Here is a 21342-nt window from a genome sequence, read left to right on the forward strand (position 1 = left end):
TCGGGCTGAGCCTGTCGAAGCCGGGGCACGCCCTGGGCTCTCCGCCCACCGCCCACCGCCCACCGCCCACCGTCCACCGTCCACCGTCCACCGTCCACCAGCCCCTCCACCCCTTTGCCAACCATGTACCTCGGAATCGATCTGGGCACCTCGGGTGTCAAGCTGCTGCTGCTGGACGACGCGCAGGCCGTGGTCGCCACGGCCGACGCTGCCGTACCCCAGCACCGCCCCCAGCCTGCCTGGAGCGAACAACACCCGGCCGACTGGTGGGCGGCGGTGGAGTCTGCCGTGGCGCAGCTGCGCGCCCAGGCCCCCGCAGCGTGGGCCCAGGTGCAGGGCATCGGCCTGTCGGGCCACATGCACGGCGCCGTGGTGCTGGACGGGCAGGGCCGGGTGCTGCGCCCCGCCATCCTGTGGAACGACGGCCGCGCCAGCGCCGAATGCGCGCAGCTGGAAGCAGCCGTGCCCGCGTCGCGCCAGATCACCGGCAACCTCGCCATGCCCGGCTTCACCGCGCCCAAGCTGCTGTGGCTGCGCACGCACGAGCCCCAGGTCTTCGCGCAGATCCGCACCGTATTGCTGCCCAAGGACTGGCTGCGTCTGCAACTCACCGGCGATGCGGTCAGCGACATGTCCGATGCATCGGGCACGCTGTGGCTGGACGTGCAGGCCCGCGCCTGGAGCCCGGCCATGCTGCAGTCCTGCGGACTGGATACATCGCACATGCCTGCGCTGGCCGAGGGCAGTGCGCCCACGGGCACGCTGCGCAGCGATGTGGCGCGTCGCTGGGGGCTTGGGGGCAGCGTCGTCGTGGCCGCTGGTGCGGGCGACAACGCCGCCAGCGCCGTGGGCGTGGGCGCCCGCACTGCGGGGCAAGGCTTTGTGTCGCTGGGCACCTCGGGCGTGGTCTTTCGGGTGACGGATGCCTTTGCGCCCGCCACCGAGCGCGCTGTGCATGCCTTTGCCCACGCGCTGCCGCAGCGCTGGCACCACATGTCGGTCATGCTCAGTGCGGCCAGTGCGTTTGGCTGGGTCACGCGGCTGACGGGGCAGGGCGATGAGGCGCAACTGTCGGACGCGGTGGGTACCCTGAGCACCACCCGCCAGGCGCAGGCCCCGCTGTTTTTGCCGTACCTGAGCGGCGAGCGCACACCACACAACAATGCGGCTGCCACTGGCGTCTTCATGGGCCTGCGCGCCGATCACGAAGCCGCCGACCTGGCCTATGCCGTGATGGAAGGCGTGGGCTTTGGTCTGCTGGATGGCCTGAACGCCATGCGTGCCGCCGGGACTGGGCAGGGCGGTGCATCGGGTGATGGTGACGCGGCCCTGGCCCTGGTCGGCGGTGGTGCCCGCAGCAACCCCTGGGCCCAGTTGCTGGCCAGTGCGCTGGGCACGCCACTGCAACGCCCGCAGGGCGCGCACGCAGCCGCCGCCCTGGGCGCGGCCCGCCTGGCCGCCATGGCCTGCGGCGGGGACGAAGCCCCCTGGTGCCAGTCCCTGCCCGCCGACGCCAGCTTCACGCCCCAGCCCGCACAACAAGCCCTGCTGGCCGAACGCTATGCCCGCTTTGTCGCGCTGTACCCCGCGCTGCAGTCGCAGTTCTGAGGCGCTGCGTGCTTCCCGCCCATCCACCATGACTTCTGCACCCCACACCTCTCCCGCTACCGCCCCCGTCCACGCCGCCATCGCGGGCGAGGCCCTGATCGACCTCATCCGCCGCCCCGATGGCAGCTACCTGCCCTGCCTGGGCGGCGCGCTGTACAACCTGTGCCGCGCACTGGCACGGCAGGGCGTGGGCACGCAGTACCTCAACCCCCTGTCGCGCGACCGCTTTGGCCGCGAGCTGGCGGCGCAGCTGGTGGTCGACGGCGTGGGTCTGGCCCAGCCCGAGCCCGTGCAGCAGGTCACGTCCCTCGCCGTCGTCCATCTCAATGCACACGGCCACCCTGACTACGCCTTCTATCGCGACGGCGTGGCCGACCGCGCCGTGTCGGCCCAAGGCCTGAGCGCGGCGTGCGCCACCTTGCCCGCGCTGCAGCTGGTCTGCACTGGCGCGTTGGCGCTCGACGCGCGCGACGCCGCCATCTACCTGCCGTGGCTGGCCGCCCAGCGCGCCGCAGGCCGCTGTGTGGTGGTCGATGCCAACCTGCGCCCCTCGGTCATGCCCGACCTGGGGGCCTACCGCAGCACAGTGCATGCCGCGCTGGCCCATGCCCACGTCATTAAGGCCAGCGACGAAGACCTGGAGCATCTGGCCGTGCCAGGAGGCGACGCGTTGGCCCGCGCAGAGCATCTGCTGGCCGCTCACCCGCAGGCCGATTTGCTGGCGTTGACGCTGGGCGCGCAAGGCGCCTGGCTGCTGCACCAGAGCGGCCATCAGTGTTTCGCCAAAGAGGCCGATCTGCTGCAGGTGGTGGACACCGTGGGTGCAGGCGACAGCTTTCTGGCAGGGCTGCTGGCGCATTTGCTGCGGCAGTCACAGGCCGCCGGGGCGGCGAGTTTTGCGCAGCATGTGGGCGGGCTGGCGGCCGACGCCTGCGAGCAGGCGCTGCGCCATGCGCTGGCCAGCGCCAGCCTGTGCGTGATGGAGCAGGGCTGCGTGCCGCCGGGCTGGGAGGCTGCGCGCGCATGGAGCCAGCAGCACCCCGCAGTCCAAGCCCCTCGTTGACGTCGGGGCAGGGCATCGCCCTCGTCAAGGCGGGCCGCCTATCATGGCCCGTCGCAGCTTTGCGGAGGATGCCGATGGCGGAGTTTGTGGTTGCGCTGCTGTGGTCCGTGGTCGAGGTGGTGATCGTGTCCACCGGCGCGCTGGTGGTCCGGGTGGTCAGCCTGGGCCGCTGGCGTGCCGAGCGCTGGGGCAGCAACGAAGCGCGGACCTGGGGTGCGGCGGGCGCACTGTCGTTCCGTCATGAAGGCCAACGGGTGGTGACGGCCAACGGCCTGATATTCGTGGGCTTGTCGTTCTATGGGTTGCTCGCCGTTTTGGTCGTCGCGCTTGCGAGGCTGGCTTCGGCGTGATTGTGGGTAGCGCAGTGCCCCAGGACACACTGATCATCCCCGTCGGCCCTATCGAGGCAGAAGCCGCCTGCACGGTCATCCGCCAGTCCATCACCCACTGCTGCTCGCTCGACCACGGCCATGACCCTGCCTTCCTGACGGCTTGGCTGATCAACAAGACCCCCGAGAACCTGGCTGCGTGGATGTCCGCGCCAGGGGCTGCCGCGTGCGGTGCATACCGGGGCGACACGATGGTTGGCTTTGCGCTGGTGGCGCGGGCCACGCTGGCGTTGTGCTATGTGGTGCCTGAAGCCATCCACCAAGGGGTGGGGCGGGCCTTGCTGCTACACGCCGAGGGCCATGCGCGCAAGCTGGGGCTCTCAGCCTTGGATCTTGAGAGCACGCGCACCGCAGAGCCGTTTTACCGCCGCCATGGCTACGTGCCGCATGGCGCAGTACAAACGTGGGCCGGTCTGCAGGCACAGCCCATGCGCAAGGTGCTTTGAGTCACACAGCACCCCCAAATTTTTATGAAATTGGGCTCCAGCGCTTGATGGGTAAGCGCTGACAGCTATCATTTTTATAGTTTCCGGCCGGGGTCAAAGCTCCTGGGCATCGACGATGAAGCCCTGGTGTTTGGCCAGCTTGTCGACCGTGGTTTCGTGAACCACGGTGGGCGGCAGCCCGCTCAGGCGGTGACGCTGCCCGGTGCCAGCACTTCCGTGGCCCCGGCGTCTGCAATGGCCTGCTTGCCGCGCACCGTGATGTCGCTGATGAAGCTGAACTGGTCGCGCAGGTCGAACGGGTAGGCCTTGACCTGGTAGCGCGTGCCCAGGGGCGTCTGTGCCAGCATCACCAGCACCGGTCGCTTGTATTCGAGGTAGGCGCTGGTCAGGGCCACGTCGCGCAAGGCCGCGCGCACGCGGGCCGCGTCGTGGGCGGGATGAACGTAGAAGGACGTCACGCACATCAGCGTGCGCGAGCCATCGTTCGAGTTCGCGATGTTGTTCTTCCAGATGCGGTCGTGCGGGATGTGGACGATGTCGTCGTCCGGCGTGCAGATTTCGATGGCGCGCATGCCCACCGCGCGGACTTCGCCATAGTCTCCCTCGATCCTCACCCAGTCGCCCGGGCGGTACGGGCGCTCCACGATGGCCACGATGCCCGCGATCAGGCTGCTCACGTAGTCCTTGAAGGCAAAGCCGATCGCCACACCCATGGCGCCGGAGATCACCAGGAAGTTCTGGAACGTGAGGTTGAACACCATGGGGATCACCCACAGGATGGCCACCACCATCAGCACCATGCGGATGATGGGCACGGCGCCCAGCAGGTACAGCCGCAGCTGGCTGGGGCCGCGCTCGGCCAGGTACGGAAACAGCCGGCTGGTCAGCACGATGGCGAGCCAGGTGCCTCCCAGGATCAGCCCGATCTCGTTGAACGGGATGTCCTGCAGGTCATAGATCAGCTTGGCGGCTTTTTGCTGGGTGTCGAGGCTTGCGGCCATGGCTACATCTCCCCCAGTGGAAAGCCCGCAGCCTGCAGCGCGCCGCGCACGCCCGGGTATGCGGCGGGGCAGATACGGTAGAGCTGGCCGTCCTGCGCGACGAACCCGGCGGCGAGCAGCGCCGGCAGCACATCGGCCTCTCCGTTGGCGGGCAGCACGCTGGCGAGATCGGTCGCGCTCAGCGCTTCGTGCAGCAGCAGCGCCTGCAGCACCAGCAGCGCCTGGTCTTCGTGGTGGCGGGGAATGCGCGGGTCTTCCACATCGGCCACCCACACCGTGCGCACATCGTCGGCGGTGGCGCTCAGCGCGCGTTCGGGCAGACCGTCGGACGCCGTGCGCACCCGCAGGCTGGCACGCCACAGCGCGCCCGCCACCCAGGGGATGCCGATGCTGCGCGCCGCCAGTTGCTGGAGGTGGCTGCTGGCCAGCGCGCCGCGCTTGTCGGTGGCCAGCACGTCCTCGCCGGTGCTGACCAGGCGAAAGGTGACGTTCTGGCCGTCGTCGTCGGTCGTGTGCTGCCCGAACCAGTCCTTGAGCAGCTCTGCGTCGAACGGCGCCAGGGTCTGGGGGCGGGGCAGCAGCACGTCGGCGCCCACGGCCTTGACCAGGTAGCGCCATGCCCAGCTGTTGCATGCGATCAGGCAGCGGCGCTCCTGCGCGGCCAGCTGCGCCAGCAGGCGGCGCACCCGGTGCAGGCCGTCGCGGTGGCGCAAGAACCAGTGCTCGAGCCGGGGAATCACCACCAGCCCCGACCCGTCCAGCGCGGCGAGATCCTCGGCCTCATTCAGGGTGTGGACATCGGGCCCTGGCGTGCCTGCGCGCAGCGCCGGGGGTATGAGCACGGTGTGCCCTGCAGCGCGGGCCCAGGCTTCGACCACGCCCGGCTGGTCGCACGGCGGCATGACCAGCACGCGCTGCCAGCGGTCGGGCGATGGCTGGCGCAGCCATTCGCGCAGCTCGTCATCAATGGCGCGGTGGAGCAGGCCCGCAGGGGGGAGCGCCAGCGCATCCATGCAGGCCAGCGAGGCACGCTCCAGCGCTTCCTGCTGCAGCACGGGGGCGCCGCCGCTGCCCAGCAGCCTGCGCCGCACGCGCTTCCACGCGCGGCGCACGGTGTGCTCGGTGGGCATCGAAGGGGCGGTGTAGCGGTGCAGCGAAACAAGCGGCTTCACCATGGGCGACGGCTCCGGCAGGGGTGGGGGGCAAGGAACATGGCGGCGCCTGTGCTCTGTCAGCGGGACAGCACGCGCCCCGGGTTCATGATGCCCTGCGGGTCGAGGGCCTGCTTGATGGCGCGCATCATGCCAAGCGCCACGGGCGACTGGTACTGGGCCAGCTTCTCGGCCTTGAGTTCGCCAATGCCATGCTCGGCCGAGAATGAGCCGCCGAACTCGGCCACGGCTTCGTAGACGAGGTGGTTCACGTGCGCTTCATGGTCGCGCAAAAACGCCTTGGCGTCGCCGTCGGCCGGGGCCTGCACGTTGTAGTGCAGGTTGCCGTCGCCCAGGTGGCCGAAGTTGACCAGGCGCACGCCCGGGATCTCGCGCTGCAGCACCGCGTCGGTGTGCGCCACAAAGGCGGGGATGCGCGAAATCTGCACCGAGATGTCGTGCTTGATGTTCAGGCCCTCTTCGGCCTGGGCGAGGGGAATGCTCTCGCGGATGTGCCACAGCTGGTGGGCCTGCGTGAGGTTCTCGGCCACCACGGCGTCGGTCACGCAGCCCATTTCAAACGCGGTCTCCAGCAGCGCTTCGAACCGTGCACGTGCATGTTCTTCGGATTCGCTGTCGGAATTTTCAAGCAATACACACCAGGGGGTGTTGTCATCACCCAGAAAGGGCACGCGCAGCTGCGGCATGTGCTTGCCCACCAGGGAGAGCGCAAACTGGCCCATCACCTCAAAGCCCGTGAGGCCCGCGCCCAGTTGCTTGTGCGCCATGCCCAGCAGCGCCACGGCGTGCTCCATCGACGGCACGGCGGCCCAGGCGGTGAGGTGGGCGGCGGGCTGGGGGTAGAGCTTCATCGTGGCGGCGGTGATGATGCCCAGCGTGCCTTCGCTGCCGATGAACAGGTCGCGCAGGTCGTAGCCGGTGTTGTCCTTGCGCAGGCCCTTGAGGCCGTCCCACACCTCGCCCTGCGGCGTGACCACTTCGAGGCCCAGGCACAGGTCGCGCGCATTGCCGTAGCGCACCACCTGCGTGCCGCCCGCGTTGGTGCCCAGGTTGCCGCCGATGGTGCAACTGCCTTCGGCGGCAAGGCTGAGCGGAAAGAGCACACCGGCCTTTTCGGCCACATCCTGCAGGTTCTGCAGGATGCAGCCGGCCTCCACCGTCATGGTGAGGTTGTCGGTGTCCACGCTGCGCACCGCGTTCATGCGGGTGAGGCTCAGCACGATCTGCGTGCCGGAACCATCGGGCGTGGAGCCCACCGCCAGGCCCGTGTTGCCGCCCTGGGGCACGATGGCGGTGCCCGCTGCGGCGCAGGCCTTGACCACGGCGGCCACCTCCTGCGTACTGGCGGGCCGCACCACGGCCAGGGCCTTGCCGCGCACGCGGCGGCGCCAGTCCTGTTCCCAGGCGGTGAGGTCGCCCTCGTGAATCACATGGGCCGGGCCAACGATGGCGCGCAAGGTGTCGAGCAGGGAGGTCATGGGCGAAGAAGAGGGGGGGCGATGGGGCGGCAGGCGGTGCACGGGTCAGGGGGCGGGCGCTGCAGGCGCTGCGCCTTCGGCCGCCGCTTGCGCCGCCAATTTGGCGTTGCGCTGGCGCAGCCTCACGTGCAGGGTGCACGCCGTGAACAGTATCAGGCACAGCAGGACTTCGGCCCAGGCCAGCCACTGCGAGGGCGGCTTGTCGCTGTAGCCGCGCACCACGCCTTCGGTGAAATACAGCCAGATCACCAGGCTGACCCAGCGGTAGGTGTACATGCGGTTCTTCAGAATGCCCGCCAGGGGGATGCACAGCGGCAGGGCCTTGATCGCCAGCCAGGTGCCGCCCGGGCGCAGTGGCGCCAGCACCAGCTCCCAGGCCAGGCACAGCACGATCAGGCCCAGCAGGCTGGCGGTTGCCAGCCAGCGGGTGGCGTCCACGGCGGTGTTGGAGGGGGCAAGGGCAGGGGCGGTCGGGGCAGCAGTCATTGGGGTGGCATCATATCGGCCATGCCCTTGTCCCTGCAGACGGTGGCCCGGCGCGCAGAGGCGCTGCTGGCCGAGCTGTCCCACTTTCCCTGGAAAACCACGGCCCTGACGCTGCGGGAGCGGTTTCGCGAAGACCATCTGGGCCTCACGGCCAGCAGCCTGACCTTCACTACCGTGCTGGCGCTCGTGCCTTTCTTCACCGTGGCGCTGGCGGTGTTCACCGCGTTTCCCATCTTCGGCAAGCTGCAGGTGGCGCTGCAGGCCTGGCTGGTGAGCAGCCTGGTGCCCGACAGCATCTCGCGCCAGGTGATCGGCTATCTCAACCAGTTTGCGGCCAAGGCCAGCGGCCTGGGCGTGGCGGGCTTCAGCATTCTGCTGGCCACGGCGCTGGCGCTCATCCTCACCATCGACCGCACGCTCAACGGCATCTGGCGCGTGCAGCGGCTGCGGCCGCTGGGGCAGCGGGTGCTCATCTACTGGGCGGCCATCACGCTCGGGCCGCTGCTGCTGGGGGCCAGCCTGGCGGTCACATCCTATGTGATGTCGGCATCGGGGGGGCTGGTCAAGCGTCTGCCCGACGGCGTGCAGCTGCTGTTCGACTCCATCCAGTTTCTGGTGCTGGCGGGGGGCATGGCGTCGCTCTACCACTATGTGCCCAACACACCGGTCAAGTGGCGCCACGCATGGACCGGCGGGCTGTTTGTGGCGGTTTGCATTGAGCTGGCGAAAAAGCTGCTGGCGCTCTATCTGGGCAGCGTGCCCACCTATTCGGTGGTGTATGGCACCTTCGCCACGCTGCCGATCCTGCTGGTATGGATTTATGTGGCCTGGGTCATCGTGTTGCTGGGCGCTGTGGTCACCGCCTACCTGCCCAGCCTGCTTGCGGGCGTGGCCCGGCGGGGCACGTTGCCGGGGTGGACGTTCCAGCTGGCGGTGGAGGTGCTGCAGCAGCTGCACGCGGCGCGCCAGTCACCCGCCAAGGGGCTGTGCCCCAGCCAGCTGGCGCAGCTGCTGCGGGTGGACGTGCTGCAGCTCGAACCGGTGCTCGAAGCCCTGACCGCCATCGACTGGGCGGGGCAGATGGCCGAGGCGGCTGTCAGTGCGGCCGACGTGCCCGAGTCGCGCTATGTGCTGTTGGCCGACCCGGCCCAGACACGCCTGGAGCCCTTGCTCAAGCGGCTGCTGCTGGAGCGGGCCGATGCGCTGGAGCCGCTGTGGACGTCCGCCTCGCTGAGCGATTTGCGCTTGGCAGACATTATTCAAAAATGATAGCTGTCAGCCCTTATGGGGTAAGCGCTAAAGGCTAATTTTATTGATATTCTCAGGGCTGGCGCCGCTCGGGTACCGCGTCCGGCGGCGTTGCGGCACGCCCACCCACGCGCAGGTGCAGCGCGGCCTGGGCCATGAGGTTGGCGGACACAGGTGCCGTGACGAACACGAACAGCGTGATCAGCAACTCGGCAAACCCCATGCGGCCTTCGGTGGCGGCCAGAATCATGCTGGCCAGCAGCACGCCGCCCACGCCCAGGGTGGACGCCTTGGTGGGCGCATGCAGGCGCATGAAGAAGTCGGGCAGGCGCACCAGGCCGATCACGCCAACCAGCGAGAAAAACGCGCCGATCAACAGCAGGGCAGCGGCCAGCCATTCGGCCAGGATCTGAAGGGTCATGGAGCGGTCCTCAAAAAAGGGGGCAGTGGCGACGGCAGGGCAGGGCGGGGCAGTGCGCGCTTCACTCGATCACGTCACCGCGGCTCAGGTAGCGCGCCAGCGCCACGGTCGACGCAAAGCCCAGCATCGCCACGATGAGCGCCGCCTCGAACAGCAACGCGGTGTGCCATCGAATGCCTAAAAGCACCACCAGCGCCACGGCGTTGAGGTAGAGCGTGTCCACCGCCAGAACGCGGTCGATGACGAGCGGGCCGCGCATCAGGCGCCACGCACACAGCAAAAAGCACAGGGCCAGGGTGGCGGTCGCAATGTCCAGCGCCAGGGGGAGGATGCTGGTGGCGGTCATGCGCGGTCTCCTTGGGGGTGGGCGGCCACGGGGCCTTCGGCCTCGAAGATGGCCAGCAGCGGCACTTCGTAGCGCTGCTTGATGTCGGCCGCCATCTGGGCCGGGTCGTGGCAGTCGAGGGCGTGCACCAGAATCTCGTGGCGCTCTTCATCGACGGTGCACGACACCGTGCCGGGGGTGGTGGTGATGATGGTCGCCAGCAGCGTGATGGCCGTGGGGTGGGTCAGCGTGAGCGGCACCGGGACCCAGGCCGGCTGCGGCCGCGACATGGGGCCGAGCACCAGCCGCGCGACGGTGATGTTGGACACCACGATGTCCCACAGCACGATGGCACCCAGGCGCGCCGCAGCGCGCATGTTGAGCTTGCGCGGCTCGGGCAGAAAATCATCCAGCAGCCAGGGAACCACCAGGCCGATCAGCGCGGCCGACAGCAGGTGAAAGACCGACAGCGAGTGCTGCAGCAGCAGCCAGGCGGCCGCCAGCAACAGCGACAGCCAGGGGTGCTTCAGCCAGGGTTGGTGCTTTTTGCTCATGGTGCGGTGCCTCCCTTGCCGGGCAGTTTCACTTCGCCTTCACCGGCGCGGTAGGGGCGTGCGGTCTGGGCCGCGGCGCCGCCCACGGCATGGAGCACGGCGTCGGCATAGGCGTTGCGGTTGAAGAGCTGTGCGGCGGCGGCGTCGGTGTAGCGCTTGAGCGGCGAGGCGGCCACGGCCAGCAGCAGGCTCAGGGCCAGCAGGCCCAGCGTGGCGGTCATCAGACGGCTGCTACTGCCGGCGCTGCAGGCCGGGTCGCGCCCGGGCAGCACGTTCCAGAACAGGATGGCCCCGGCCCGGGCCAACCCCACCAGCGTGAGAAAGCCCGCCACCAGCACCATCGTCCACACCCAGGCGTGCGCGGGCGACGCGGCGGCACTCTCCAGCACCATCAGCTTGCCCAGAAAGCCGGGCAACGGGGGCAGGCCGGCCGCCGACGCGGCACCCAGCAGCGTCATCAGCCCCAGCAGCACCGGCTGCGCCACCGGGGGGGAGGGCTGCAGGTGGTCTCCGGCCGAGCCGCGCTGCGACGCCACCAGCTCCACCAGCAGGAACAAGGCCGCCATCACCAGCGTGCTGTGCACCATGTAGTACAGCGCCGCAGACAGGGCCGCCGGCGTGAAGAGGCCCACGGCCGCGAGGATGGTGCCGACCGACGCCACGGTGAGGTAGGACACCAGGCGCGCCAGGCTGTGCGCGGCCAGCGCGCCCAGCACTCCCAGGGCAATGGTGGCGAGCGCGATGGGCAGCAGCCAGGGCGCGGCGGCCAGCGCCGCGTGGCCGGCTCCGTCGCCCAGCATCACGCCATGCACGCGGATGATGCTGTAGACGCCCACCTTGGTCATGATGGCAAAGAGTGCTGCCACCGGTGCGCAGGCGGCTGCGTAGGTGGTGGGCAGCCACAGGTACAGCGGCACCACGGCGGCCTTGAGCCCGAACACCACCAGCAGCACCAGCGCCCCGGCCTTGAGCAGCGTGGCCTGCTGGGGCTCCAGCTGCGTGATGCGCAGGGCCAGGTCCGCCATGTTCAGCGTGCCCGTGAGCGCGTAGATGATGGCCAGGCCGATCAGGAACAGCGCCGATGCCACCAGGTTGAGCACCACGTAATGCAGGCCCGCCTTGAAGCGGTCGCGCCCCTGGCCGTGCACCATCAGCACGTACGAAGCGATGAGCAGCACTTCAAAGAACACGAACAGGTTGAACAGGTCGCCCGTGACGAACGCGCCCGACAGCCCCATGAGCTGGAAGTGGAACAGCGCATGAAAATGGCGGCCATGGCTGTCCCAGCCGCCCGTGGCGTACCACAGCACGGGCACGGCGATGGTCCAGGTCAGGGCCAGCATCAGGGCGCTGAGGCGGTCTACCACCAGCACGATGCCGAAGGGGGCAGGCCAGGCACCCAGGGGGTACACGGTGATGGGGCCCGCCGCCGCTTCGGTCAGCAGCCGCCATGCCAGCACGGCGCCCAGCATGACCGATGCCATGCTGACTGCGCGCCGCACGCGCAGCTGCAGGCCCCCGTGGCTGGCCTGACCACCACCGTCGCCGATGAGCAGCAGGGCCACGGCCGTGAACAGGGGCAGCAGCACCGGCAGCACCGGCAGGTGCATGGAGAAGAACGTGTTCAGCAGGTCGCTCATGCTGCTCCATCCCGCTGCGAGGGGCCGGTGGTGGCGTGGCCGGGCTCGTGCCCGTCCACGTGGTCGCTGCCCGTTTCGTGGCGGGTGCGCAGGGCCAGTTCAATCACGAAGCCGGTGGTGGCAAAGCCGATCACGATGGCCGTGAGCACCAGGGCCTGGGGCAGCGGGTCTGCCACCGCGCCGCCCTCCGACAGGATGGGCGCGGCGTTTTGCCAGAGCCGGCCCATGGCAAAGATGAAGACGTTGACGGCGTAGCCCAGCAGGCTCAGGCCGATGACGACGGGCCAGGTGCGGCCGCGCAGGATGAGGTAGATGCCGGTGGCGGTGACCGCACCGATGCCGGTGGCCACCAGAAATTCGAGGCTCATGCTTGGACTCCGTCGGGAGGGTTGCGGGGCGCAGCGGGCTGCGAAGGGCCGGATTCGCGCGTGACCGATCCCAGGGTGGACAGCGTGAGCAGGGTGGCGCCGACCACGGTGATGTAAACGCCCAGGTCGAACAGCGCCGCAGTGGCCAGCGGAATATCGCCCAGCACCGGCAGGTGGGGATGGCCGTGGGCGCTGGTGAGGAACGGCTGGCCGAACAGAAACGCCCCCACGCCCGTCAGCCCTGCAATGCCCAGGCCCACACCGATCCAGCGCACGAACCGCAGGCCGCCCTCCGCGCGCAGCACCGCTTCGGCGCGCGACTGGCCCAGGGCCATGTACTGCAGCACCAGGGCCACGGCCGTCACCAGGCCGGCGATGAACCCGCCACCGGGCAGGTTGTGCCCGCGCATGAAGATGTACAGCGTGACGACCAGCGCCAGCGGCAGCACCACACGTGCCGCCACGCGCAGCATCAGCGGCTGCGCAGCAAAGGTGAAAGGCTGGCCCTGCGCGTCGGTGGTCGGCCGGCGGGTGCGCATGCCGTCCATGAGTGCCAGCACGCCGATGGCGGCAATGCCCAGCACGGTGATTTCGCCGAACGTGTCATAGCCCCGGAAGTCCACGAGGATCACGTTGACCGCGTTCGTGCCGCCTCCGGCAATGGCCGACTGGTTGAGGAAGTACCAGGCGATGGAGTCGTGGTCGCGCGTGAGCATGACCCACGCCAGCCAGGCGATGCCGGCGCCGCCCGCCAGCGCCAGCGACGCGTCGCGCAAGCGGCGGCCGGGCGCGGATTCGCGCGGCGTGTGGCGGGGCAGCAGGGCCAGGCCCATGAGCAGCAGCACGGTGGACACCACTTCGACGGTGAGCTGCGTCAGCGCCAGGTCGGGCGCCGACAGCCCGACGAAGCTCAGCGACGTGACCAGGCCCACCACGCCCGTGACCACCACCGACTGAAACCGGTCGTGGTGCTTGAGCACAAGCCATGCGCATGCGGCCAGCAGCAGGCCCCACAGCACCAGTGCGGGCAGGTTCACGGGCAGCAGTTCGCGGTTGCCCGTGCCCGGCGCCTGGCCCGACAGCACCGGCACGGCCACGGCGGCCACGCAGGCCATCACCATCCAGGCGACGTAGCGTTGCAGCGAGCCGATTTCGAGCAGCGAGGTGATGCGGCCCGCAGCGCCGAACACGCGGTCGGTGCCGCGCGTGAAGAGGTTCGAGCCGGTGAGGGCGCCAAACCATCCTTCGGAGGCGATGCGGTGCAGGCGTCCGCCGCGGGCCAGCTGCAGGTACAGCGCCACGCCGGCGGCCAGGGCCACCGCGCTCAGCAGCAGCGGCAGGTTGAAGCCATGCCAGATGGCGAGGTGGTATTCGGGCGGCGGTGCGCCCAGCAGGGCGGTGGACGCCAACTGCACCAGCGGGCCGAGTGTGAGCGCGGGAACGATGCCGACCACGATGCAGATGGCGGCCAGCAACGCCACGGGCGCCTTCATGCCGATGGGGGGCTCGTGCGGGTGCGGGTTGGGCAGATTGCGCGGTGCGCCGTTGAAGAACACGTCATGCACCAGCCGCGCCGAGTACGCCACGCTGCACAGCGCCGCCAGGGTCGCCAAGGCGGGCACCAGCCAGCGCCATCCGCCGCCTTGTGCAAAGGCCACGGTCTCGGTGAGAAACATTTCCTTGGAGAGGAAGCCGTTGAACAGCGGCACCCCTGCCATGGCGGCAGCGGCCACCATGGCCAGCGTGGCGGTCCAGGGCATCAGCTTGTACAGGCCGCCCAGCTGTCGCATGTCGCGCGTGCCGGTTTCATGGTCCACGATGCCGGCCGTCATGAACAGCGCTGCCTTGAAGCTTGCGTGGTTCAGAATGTGGAACACCGCCGCCACGGCGGCCAGCGGAGAGCCCAGGCCGATGAGAAAGGTGATGAGCCCCAGGTGGCTGATGGTGGAGTACGCCAGCAAGCCCTTGAGATCGTGCTTGAAGATGGCGATGAACGCGGCGAAGGCCACGGTGACGAGCCCTGCGGTGGACACGATGCCCACGAACAGCTCGGTGCCCCCAATGACGGGCGTGAGGCGGGCCAGCAGGAAGATGCCGGCCTTCACCATGGTGGCCGAGTGCAGGTAGGCCGAAACCGGCGTGGGGGCCGCCATGGCCTGCGGCAGCCAGAAATGGAACGGGAACTGCGCGCTCTTGGTGAAGCAGCCCAGCAGGATCAGGATCAATGCGGCGGGGTAGCGCGCGTCGGCTTGAATCTTGGGGGCCATCGCCATCATCTGGCTGATCTCGTATGTGCCCGCAATCTGGCCCAGCAGCACAAAGCCCCCGAGCATGGCCAGGCCGCCACCGCCGGTCACGGCAAGTGCCATGCGCGCGCCCGCACGTGCGTCGGCGCGGTGGTTCCAGTAGCCCACCAGCAGAAACGAAGAAATGCTGGTCAGCTCCCAGAACACGATGAGCAGCAGCACGTTGTCGGACAGCACGATGCCCAGCATGGCCGCCATGAACAGCATCAGCGTGCTGTAGAACTTGCCTGCCGGGTCGTCCGCGCCCAGGTAGTTGTGCGCATACAGAATGATGAGCAAGCCCATGCCGGTGATCAGCAGCGCAAACATCAGCGAAAGGCCATCCAGGCGCAGTCCGATGTTGAGGCCGATCTCGGGCACCCAGGGAATGAACTGGCGCAGCACCTCGCCATCGAACACGGCGGGGGCCTGCATGAGCAGCAGGCCGAGGCTGGCAGCCGTGACCGCTGCAGCAACCCACGCGGTGCGCATGCGATGGCTTGGGTGGTGAAGAAGGGCGCCGGACCAGCCCGTCAGGGTGGTGCCCGCGAGCAGCGGCAGCAAGATGATGAGCAGCAGCACGGTGTCCTATCCAGTCAAGTCAGCCTTCCATTCTAGGCAGGCCTATGCATGTCCCCCCGTTGCGGGGGGTGAAGAAAAACCTCTGGCGCCGCACTCGCCGCAGCACGGCCACGCGCGGCGCCAAACGGGTTTCAGTGCTTGGTATCCGGTCCGGCCATCAGCCGGTCGGTCAGTGCGATGGCCAGCGCGCTGAGCAGGAACACCACGTGGATGATGGTCTGCCACATCAGCACCTGCAGCTCGTAGTTGGCGGCGTTGATGAAGGTCTTGAGTAGGTGGATCGAGCTGATGCCGATGATGGCCGTCGCGAGCTTCACCTTCAGCACGGAGGCGTTCACATGGCTCAGCCATTCCGGCTGGTCGGGATGGTGTTCAAGCCGCAGGCGCGACACGAAGGTCTCGTAGCCGCCCACGATCACCATGATCAACAGGTTGGAGATCATGACCACGTCGATCAGCGCCAGCACCACCAGCATGATGATGGTCTCGTTGAGGGAGGTCACGGTCGCATCGCTCTTGTAGCCAATGCTGGACACCAGTTTCTGCAGCGCCGTAGTGTCGCCGAACACGGCCTCGATCAGGTGCACCAGCTCCACCCAGAAGTGGAAGACATAGACCGCCTGCGCCAGGATGAGGCCCAGGTAGAGCGGCAGCTGCAGCCAGCGGCTGGCGAAGATCAGGGCCGGCAGGGGCCGCATGGGGGAAGTGGTCGGAGGAAGGGGCTGCGACATGGGAGTCTGGATGGTGGGTGGGGCAATGCAAGAGACGCGCGATTCTAGTGCGCTGCCCTGGATGCTTGTTGACATGACCATGGGGTGATGGCTGCGTGACACGGGGGCCATGTTCTGTAAGCTTTGCGCCAGTCAGTGGCCTGTAAGTGCCGCGGCCGACAGTACCGCCCAATTTCATCAGAACCAGGAGACAACACCATGAGCGCCCCCACATCTGCGATCGAGTCCGTACTGGTGGAGAACCGCGTGTTCCCGCCCGCAGACGCCGTCGTCAAGGCGGCCCGCGTGTCCGGCATGGCGGGCTACGAGGCGCTGTGTGCCGAGGCGGACAAGGATTTCGAGGGCTTTTGGGCCCGCCAGGCGCGCGAGAACGTGGTGTGGACCAAGCCCTTCACCCGCACGCTGGACGAGTCAAACGCGCCCTTCTTCCAGTGGTTCGCCGATGGCGAGCTCAACGCATCGGCCAACTGCCTGGACCGCCATATCGGTACCCCGACCGAGAACAAGACGGCCATCATCTTCGAGGCGGACGATGGCGCCGTGACCCGCGTGACCTACAAGGAGCTGCTGGCCCGGGTGGGGCAGTTTGCAAACGCCCTCAAGGCGCATGGGGTGAGCAAGGGCGACCGCGTCCTGATCTACATGCCTATGACCATCGAGGGCGTGGTGGCCATGCAGGCCTGCGCACGCATCGGGGCCACGCACAGCGTGGTGTTTGGCGGGTTCAGCGCCAAGGCCGTGCAGGAGCGCATCATCGACGCCGGTGCGGTGGCCATCATCACTGCCAATTTCCAGATGCGCGGTGGCAAGGAGCTGCCCCTCAAAGCCATCATCGATGAAGCGCTGGCGATGGGCGGCTGCGACACCATCCGCAATGTGTTCGTCTACCAGCGCACCCCCACGGCGTGCAACATGGTCGAAGGGCGCGACAAGACCTTTGCCGACGCGCTGGCCGGGCAGCCAAGCGAATGCGCCCCGGTGCCTGTGGGGGCGGAACACCCCCTGTTCATTCTGTACACCAGCGGTTCCACCGGCAAGCCCAAGGGCGTGCAGCACAGCACCGGAGGCTATCTGCTGTGGGCCAAGCTCACCATGGACTGGACCTTCGACCTGCGGCCCGAAGACGTGTTCTGGTGCACGGCCGACATCGGCTGGATCACCGGCCACACTTACGTGGCCTACGGGCCGCTGGCCGCAGGTGCCACGCAGGTGGTCTTTGAAGGGATTCCCACCTACCCCCACGCGGGCCGGTTCTGGCAGATGATCGAGCGGCACAAGTGCACCATCTTCTACACCGCGCCCACGGCCATCCGCTCGCTCATCAAGGCGGCCGAAGGCGATGCCGCCGTGCATCCCGCGCGCTCGGACCTGTCCAGCCTGCGCATCCTGGGCAGTGTGGGCGAGCCCATCAACCCCGAAGCCTGGATGTGGTACTACCGCAATGTGGGCGGAGAGCGCTGCCCCATCGTGGACACGTTCTGGCAAACGGAAACCGGCGGCCACGTCATCACCCCGCTGCCGGGCGCGACCCCGCTGGTGCCGGGCAGCTGCACGCTGCCGCTGCCGGGCATCACGGCCGCCATCGTGGATGAAACGGGCAACGACGTGGCCCATGGTGCCGGTGGCATCCTGGTCATCAAGCGCCCCTGGCCCAGCATGATCCGCACGATCTGGAACGACCCCGAGCGTTTCAAGAAGAGCTATTTTCCCGAAGAACTCAAGGGCTACTATCTGGCCGGCGACGGCGCGGTGCGCAGCGCTGACCGCGCCTATTTCCGCATCACGGGCCGCATCGACGATGTGCTGAACGTGTCTGGCCACCGCATGGGCACCATGGAGATCGAGTCCGCACTGGTGGCCAAGACCGACCTGGTGGCTGAGGCCGCCGTGGTGGGCCGCCCCGACGACGTGACGGGCGAGGCCATCTGCGCCTTCGTGGTGCTCAAGCGCGCGCGCCCCACGGGCGATGAGGCCAAGCAGATTGCCAACGAACTGCGAACCTGGGTGGCCAAGGAGATCGGCCCCATTGCCAAGCCCAAGGACATCCGCTTCGGCGACAACCTCCCCAAGACCCGCAGCGGCAAGATCATGCGCCGACTGCTGCGCAGCATCGCCAAGGGCGAAGCCATCACCCAAGACACCAGCACCTTGGAGAACCCTGCAATTCTTGATCAATTGGCCAAGCCCAATTGACCGAGAAGGGCGCCAGAGGCGCCCGCGCGCAGCGCTTGCAGGGTTCGTGGACACTCATATCGCCGAAGGCGATGTGACGTGGCCACGGAACCCCTCCCGTCATTCACCGCACGCATTCATTGCTGCGCGCGCTGTAGGACGCCAGCGGAAAAATCCTTCCATCGTGTTCCGGCCGCCTTCCCATGGGGTACAACCGTAGCATTGCGCTGCCTGTGAGATGTGTCTGGCGCGCGTTGACTGGAGGAGTTCACCATGCACCTGCGATCTGTTGTTCTGCTGTTGACCGTGCTGGCCATCGGGGCGTTGGCGGCATTCAACTGGCCCGCACTGTCCGAGCCATCGGCCGTGTCCCTGGGCCTCACGACCATCGAAGCTCCGCTCGGGCTCGTCATGCTGGCGTTGACCGCGCTGCTGGCCGTGATCTTCGTCGCTTACGTGCTCTCTCTGCAGGGGTCGGTGTTGATGGAAACGCGCCGGCACACCAAGGAGCTGCAGGCCCAGCGCGAGCTTGCCGACAAGGCCGAGGCTTCGCGGTTCACGGAATTGCGGTCGTTTCTGGACGCGCAGCACCAGCAGTCCCATGCCGCCGTGCTCGAACGGCTGGATGCCCTCGAAGCTCGTCTGGCTGCCCGCGCACAGGAGTCCGACAACACGACGGCGGCGTATGTGGGGCAACTGGAGCAGCAGTTGCGCGACCGGGAATCCCGCGCGGTCATTCCCGCTGTTTGACAGCCGTTCGCCAAAAAAAAGCCACCGCGTGGGCGGTGGCAGTGGCGATCGACGTATGCCTGAAGAGGGTTTCGCCGTAAGCAGCGGCGCCTTACTTTTGCGTCAGCACCCAGGCCGCGAGCTTCTTGGCTTCCGCATCGTTCACCTGGGCATTCGCAGGCATCGGCACCGGGCCCCACACGCCCGCGCCACCCTTGATGATCTTGGCGGCCAACTTGTCCACGGCGTCCTTCTGGCCCGCATACTTGGCCGCCACTTCCTTGTACGAGGGGCCGACCAGCTTCTTGTCGGTGGCGTGACATGCCATGCAATTTTTCGCGGTGGCGAGCGCCTGGTCGGCCATCGCGGGGGCGGCCACCGACAGCGTCAGGGCGAGTGTGATCAGGATGCGCGTCATGGTGGGGATTCCTGTGGTTGGGTTACAGTGCTTTCAATGGAATTGTAGTGATTCAGGTTGACCTGCCTGGGTTCACTTTTCAACGGATTGCGTGCGGTGTTTTCAGGAGGCGGCTATGTATCTGCTCGGACTTTCGGTTCTGTTACTGGCATTGAAATATCTCGAAATCGGGCCCGTGGCCCAGTGGTCATGGTGGTGGGTGCTGTCGCCCTTTGCCCTCACGGCACTATGGTGGGTCTGGGCTGATGCTACCGGGTATACCAAACGTAAAGCCATGGAAAAGATGGAGCAGCGCAAGCAGGACCGCATCAACAAGCACAAGGAAGCGCTGGGCATGCGCCCCCGCAAGCCGCACTGACGGACAGAGTACGCGCCGGGCGCTGCCGACTTTGCGCGCGGTGTTCGCCCGATTTTGACGAATGGCAACAAAAAACCCGTGGCATTCGGTGCCACGGGTTTTTTGTTGTGCGTCAGGCAGGCACGCAGGCAGGCGGGTTGCTCAATAGGCGTCCAGCACAGCGCCCTTGCTCGCGCTCGATGCGTTGAAGGCGAATTTCGCCTGCACGCCGCGGGTGTAGCGCGGGGCGGGGGCCGTCCAGCCGGCGCGGCGCTTGGCGATCTCGTCGTCGGCCACGTTCAGCTGCAGCAGCAACTGGCGTGCGTCGATGGTGATGCTGTCGCCCTCGTTCACAAAAGCGATGGTGCCGCCTGCTGCGGCCTCGGGTGCCACGTGGCCCACCACCATGCCCCAGGTGCCGCCGGAGAAGCGGCCGTCGGTGATCAGGCCCACGCTCTCGCCCAGGCCGGCGCCGATGAGCGCGCCGGTGGGGGCCAGCATCTCGGGCATGCCGGGGCCGCCCTTGGGGCCCAGGTAGCGCAGCACCATCACGTCGCCAGCCTTGATCTTGCCGTCCAGGATGGCCTGCAGCGCCGACTGCTCGTCGTCGAACACGCGGGCCGGGCCGGTGATCACGGGGTTCTTCAGGCCCGTGATCTTGGCGACGGCGCCTTCGGGGCTCAGGTTGCCCTTCAGGATGGCCAGGTGGCCCTGCTCGTACATGGGGTTGTCGATGTTGCGGATCACGTCCTGGTCGGCGCGCGGCACATCGGGGACGTCCTTGAGCACTTCGGCCACCGTCTTGCCGCTGATGGTGATGCAGTCGCCGTGCAGCAGGCCGGCGTTGAGCAGCACCTTCATCACTTGCGGAATGCCGCCGGCGCGGTGCAGGTCCACGGCCAGGTACTTGCCGCTGGGCTTGAGGTCGCACAGCACGGGCGTCTTCTTGCGGATGCGCTCGAAGTCGTCGATGTCCCACTCCACGCCCGCGGCGTGGGCAATGGCCAGGAAGTGCAGCACGGCATTGGTCGAGCCGCCCGTGGCCATGATCACGGCCACGGCGTTCTCGATGGCCTTCTTGGTCACGATGTCGCGGGGCTTCAGGTCCATCTTGATGGCCTCGATCAGCACCTTGGCCGATTCCTTGGCCGAGTTCATCTTCTCGTCGTGCGGGTTGGCCATGGTGGACGAATACGGCAGGCTGATGCCCAGGGCCTCGAAGGCGCTGGACATGGTGTTGGCGGTGTACATGCCGCCGCACGAGCCCGTGCCGGGGATGGCGCGCTTTTCGATTTCCTTGAGGTCGAAGTCGCTCAGCTTGCCTGCGGCGTTCTCGCCCACGGCCTCGAACACGCTCACGATGTTCAGGTCCTGGCCCTTGTAGCTGCCGGGCAGGATGGTGCCGCCGTACACATAGATGGCGGGCACGTTGGCGCGCAGCATGCCCATCAGGCCGCCGGGCATGTTCTTGTCGCAGCCACCGACCACCAGCACGCCGTCCATCCACTGGCCGCCCACGCAGGTTTCGATGCAGTCGCTGATGACCTCGCGGCTCACCAGGCTGTACTTCATGCCTTCGGTGCCCATGGCCATGCCGTCCGAGATGGTGGGCGTGCCGAACACCTGGGCATTGCCACCCGCTTCCTCGATGCCGGCGATGGCCGCGTCAGCGAGTTTTTGCAGGCCGCTGTTGCAGGGGGTGATGGTGCTGTGGCCGTTGGCCACGCCGACCATGGGCTTCACGAAGTCGCCTTCCTCGTAGCCCATGGCGTAGTACATGGAGCGATTGGGTGCGCGCGACTTGCCCTGGGTGATGTTGGCGCTGCGGTGGTTGATGGGCTTGATCGGGATGGTCTTGCTGTCTGCCATGGAGGGTCCTTGTGGGGGCG

The 21342-nt window shown here is 67.7% G+C and carries 21 protein-coding genes; 8 read left to right on the plus strand and 13 right to left on the minus strand.

Features of this window, described 5'->3' with window-relative positions:
- Positions 1-123: 123 nt before the first annotated feature.
- From xylB to ACOQFS_RS22140, 4 genes are all read left to right on the plus strand, one after another.
- Positions 124-1608, plus strand: coding sequence for a xylulokinase (gene xylB / locus ACOQFS_RS22125; RefSeq protein WP_421564958.1), 1485 nt, complete (start codon positions 124-126; stop codon positions 1606-1608).
- A gap of 28 nt (positions 1609-1636) precedes the next feature.
- Positions 1637-2671 (plus strand): PfkB family carbohydrate kinase, encoded by a 1035-nt coding sequence (locus tag ACOQFS_RS22130; RefSeq protein WP_421564959.1) that lies wholly within the window; start codon positions 1637-1639, stop codon positions 2669-2671.
- Between the two features lie 74 nt (positions 2672-2745).
- A complete protein-coding gene (locus tag ACOQFS_RS22135; RefSeq protein WP_421564960.1) occupies positions 2746-3021 on the plus strand; it encodes a hypothetical protein in 276 nt (91 codons plus the stop codon).
- Positions 3022-3035: 14 nt separating this feature from the next.
- Positions 3036-3506 (plus strand): GNAT family N-acetyltransferase, encoded by a 471-nt coding sequence (locus ACOQFS_RS22140; protein WP_421564961.1) that lies wholly within the window; start codon positions 3036-3038, stop codon positions 3504-3506.
- Between the two features lie 182 nt (positions 3507-3688).
- Here the strand turns inward: ACOQFS_RS22140 and ACOQFS_RS22145 are convergent, their stop codons facing one another.
- Genes ACOQFS_RS22145 through ACOQFS_RS22160 form a run of 4 tightly spaced genes read right to left on the minus strand, consistent with a single transcriptional unit; the run spans position 3689 to position 7643 of the window.
- Positions 3689-4507, minus strand: a complete 819-nt coding sequence (locus ACOQFS_RS22145) for a mechanosensitive ion channel family protein (RefSeq protein WP_421564962.1) — start codon at positions 4505-4507, stop codon at positions 3689-3691.
- Between the two features lie 2 nt (positions 4508-4509).
- Positions 4510-5682 carry a hypothetical protein gene (locus ACOQFS_RS22150; protein ID WP_421564963.1) on the minus strand — a complete coding sequence of 391 codons (1173 nt, stop codon included), beginning with the start codon at positions 5680-5682 and terminating at the stop codon, positions 4510-4512.
- Positions 5683-5738: 56 nt separating this feature from the next.
- A complete protein-coding gene (locus ACOQFS_RS22155; RefSeq protein ID WP_421564964.1) occupies positions 5739-7157 on the minus strand; it encodes an FAD-binding oxidoreductase in 1419 nt (472 codons plus the stop codon).
- Between the two features lie 45 nt (positions 7158-7202).
- Positions 7203-7643 (minus strand): DUF2069 domain-containing protein, encoded by a 441-nt coding sequence (locus ACOQFS_RS22160; protein WP_421564965.1) that lies wholly within the window; start codon positions 7641-7643, stop codon positions 7203-7205.
- Between the two features lie 21 nt (positions 7644-7664).
- On the opposite strand from ACOQFS_RS22160, the gene ACOQFS_RS22165 reads away from it, so the two are divergent.
- Positions 7665-8912, plus strand: coding sequence for a YihY family inner membrane protein (locus tag ACOQFS_RS22165; RefSeq protein WP_421564966.1), 1248 nt, complete (start codon positions 7665-7667; stop codon positions 8910-8912).
- A gap of 52 nt (positions 8913-8964) precedes the next feature.
- Here ACOQFS_RS22165 and ACOQFS_RS22170 read toward each other — a convergent pair whose 3' ends face one another.
- The 7 genes from ACOQFS_RS22170 to ACOQFS_RS22200 form a co-directional block, all read right to left on the minus strand.
- The gene (locus tag ACOQFS_RS22170; RefSeq protein WP_421564967.1) at positions 8965-9312 is read right to left on the minus strand and encodes a Na+/H+ antiporter subunit G; all 348 of its coding nucleotides are present in this window, start codon (positions 9310-9312) and stop codon (positions 8965-8967) included.
- Positions 9313-9373: 61 nt separating this feature from the next.
- Complete coding sequence (locus ACOQFS_RS22175) at positions 9374-9658, minus strand: K+/H+ antiporter subunit F (protein ID WP_421564968.1); 285 nt, start codon at positions 9656-9658, stop codon at positions 9374-9376.
- On the minus strand, positions 9655-10191 hold the full coding sequence (locus tag ACOQFS_RS22180) for a Na+/H+ antiporter subunit E (protein WP_421564969.1): 537 nt from the start codon (positions 10189-10191) through the stop codon (positions 9655-9657). The genes ACOQFS_RS22175 and ACOQFS_RS22180 overlap by 4 nt, the downstream gene beginning before the upstream one ends.
- Positions 10188-11831, minus strand: coding sequence for a monovalent cation/H+ antiporter subunit D (locus tag ACOQFS_RS22185; protein WP_421564970.1), 1644 nt, complete (start codon positions 11829-11831; stop codon positions 10188-10190). The genes ACOQFS_RS22180 and ACOQFS_RS22185 overlap by 4 nt, the downstream gene beginning before the upstream one ends.
- Entirely contained in the window at positions 11828-12199 is a 372-nt protein-coding gene (locus ACOQFS_RS22190) for a Na+/H+ antiporter subunit C (RefSeq protein WP_421564971.1), read from the minus strand. The genes ACOQFS_RS22185 and ACOQFS_RS22190 overlap by 4 nt, the downstream gene beginning before the upstream one ends.
- Positions 12196-15066, minus strand: a complete 2871-nt coding sequence (locus ACOQFS_RS22195) for a monovalent cation/H+ antiporter subunit A (RefSeq protein WP_421564972.1) — start codon at positions 15064-15066, stop codon at positions 12196-12198. The genes ACOQFS_RS22190 and ACOQFS_RS22195 overlap by 4 nt, the downstream gene beginning before the upstream one ends.
- Positions 15067-15197: 131 nt before the next feature.
- Positions 15198-15797, minus strand: coding sequence for a TIGR00645 family protein (locus ACOQFS_RS22200; RefSeq protein ID WP_421564973.1), 600 nt, complete (start codon positions 15795-15797; stop codon positions 15198-15200).
- A 198-nt stretch (positions 15798-15995) separates the two neighbouring features.
- On the opposite strand from ACOQFS_RS22200, the gene acs reads away from it, so the two are divergent.
- Positions 15996-17990, plus strand: a complete 1995-nt coding sequence (gene acs / locus ACOQFS_RS22205) for an acetate--CoA ligase (RefSeq protein ID WP_421564974.1) — start codon at positions 15996-15998, stop codon at positions 17988-17990.
- A 252-nt stretch (positions 17991-18242) separates the two neighbouring features.
- Positions 18243-18719 carry a LapA family protein gene (locus tag ACOQFS_RS22210; protein ID WP_421564975.1) on the plus strand — a complete coding sequence of 159 codons (477 nt, stop codon included), beginning with the start codon at positions 18243-18245 and terminating at the stop codon, positions 18717-18719.
- 91 nt (positions 18720-18810) lie between these two features.
- Here the strand turns inward: ACOQFS_RS22210 and ACOQFS_RS22215 are convergent, their stop codons facing one another.
- A complete protein-coding gene (locus ACOQFS_RS22215) occupies positions 18811-19116 on the minus strand; it encodes a c-type cytochrome (RefSeq protein ID WP_421564976.1) in 306 nt (101 codons plus the stop codon).
- A 115-nt stretch (positions 19117-19231) separates the two neighbouring features.
- On the opposite strand from ACOQFS_RS22215, the gene ACOQFS_RS22220 reads away from it, so the two are divergent.
- On the plus strand, positions 19232-19474 hold the full coding sequence (locus ACOQFS_RS22220; RefSeq protein ID WP_421564977.1) for a TIGR04438 family Trp-rich protein: 243 nt from the start codon (positions 19232-19234) through the stop codon (positions 19472-19474).
- A 141-nt stretch (positions 19475-19615) separates the two neighbouring features.
- On the opposite strand, the gene ilvD is transcribed toward ACOQFS_RS22220, so the two are convergent.
- A complete protein-coding gene (gene ilvD, locus ACOQFS_RS22225) occupies positions 19616-21322 on the minus strand; it encodes a dihydroxy-acid dehydratase (protein ID WP_421564978.1) in 1707 nt (568 codons plus the stop codon).
- Between the last annotated feature and the right edge of the window lie 20 nt (positions 21323-21342).

Origin of the sequence: Paracidovorax sp. MALMAid1276 (assembly GCF_049198005.1) — a bacterium.
Taxonomy (GTDB): Bacteria; Pseudomonadota; Gammaproteobacteria; order Burkholderiales; family Burkholderiaceae_C; genus Acidovorax.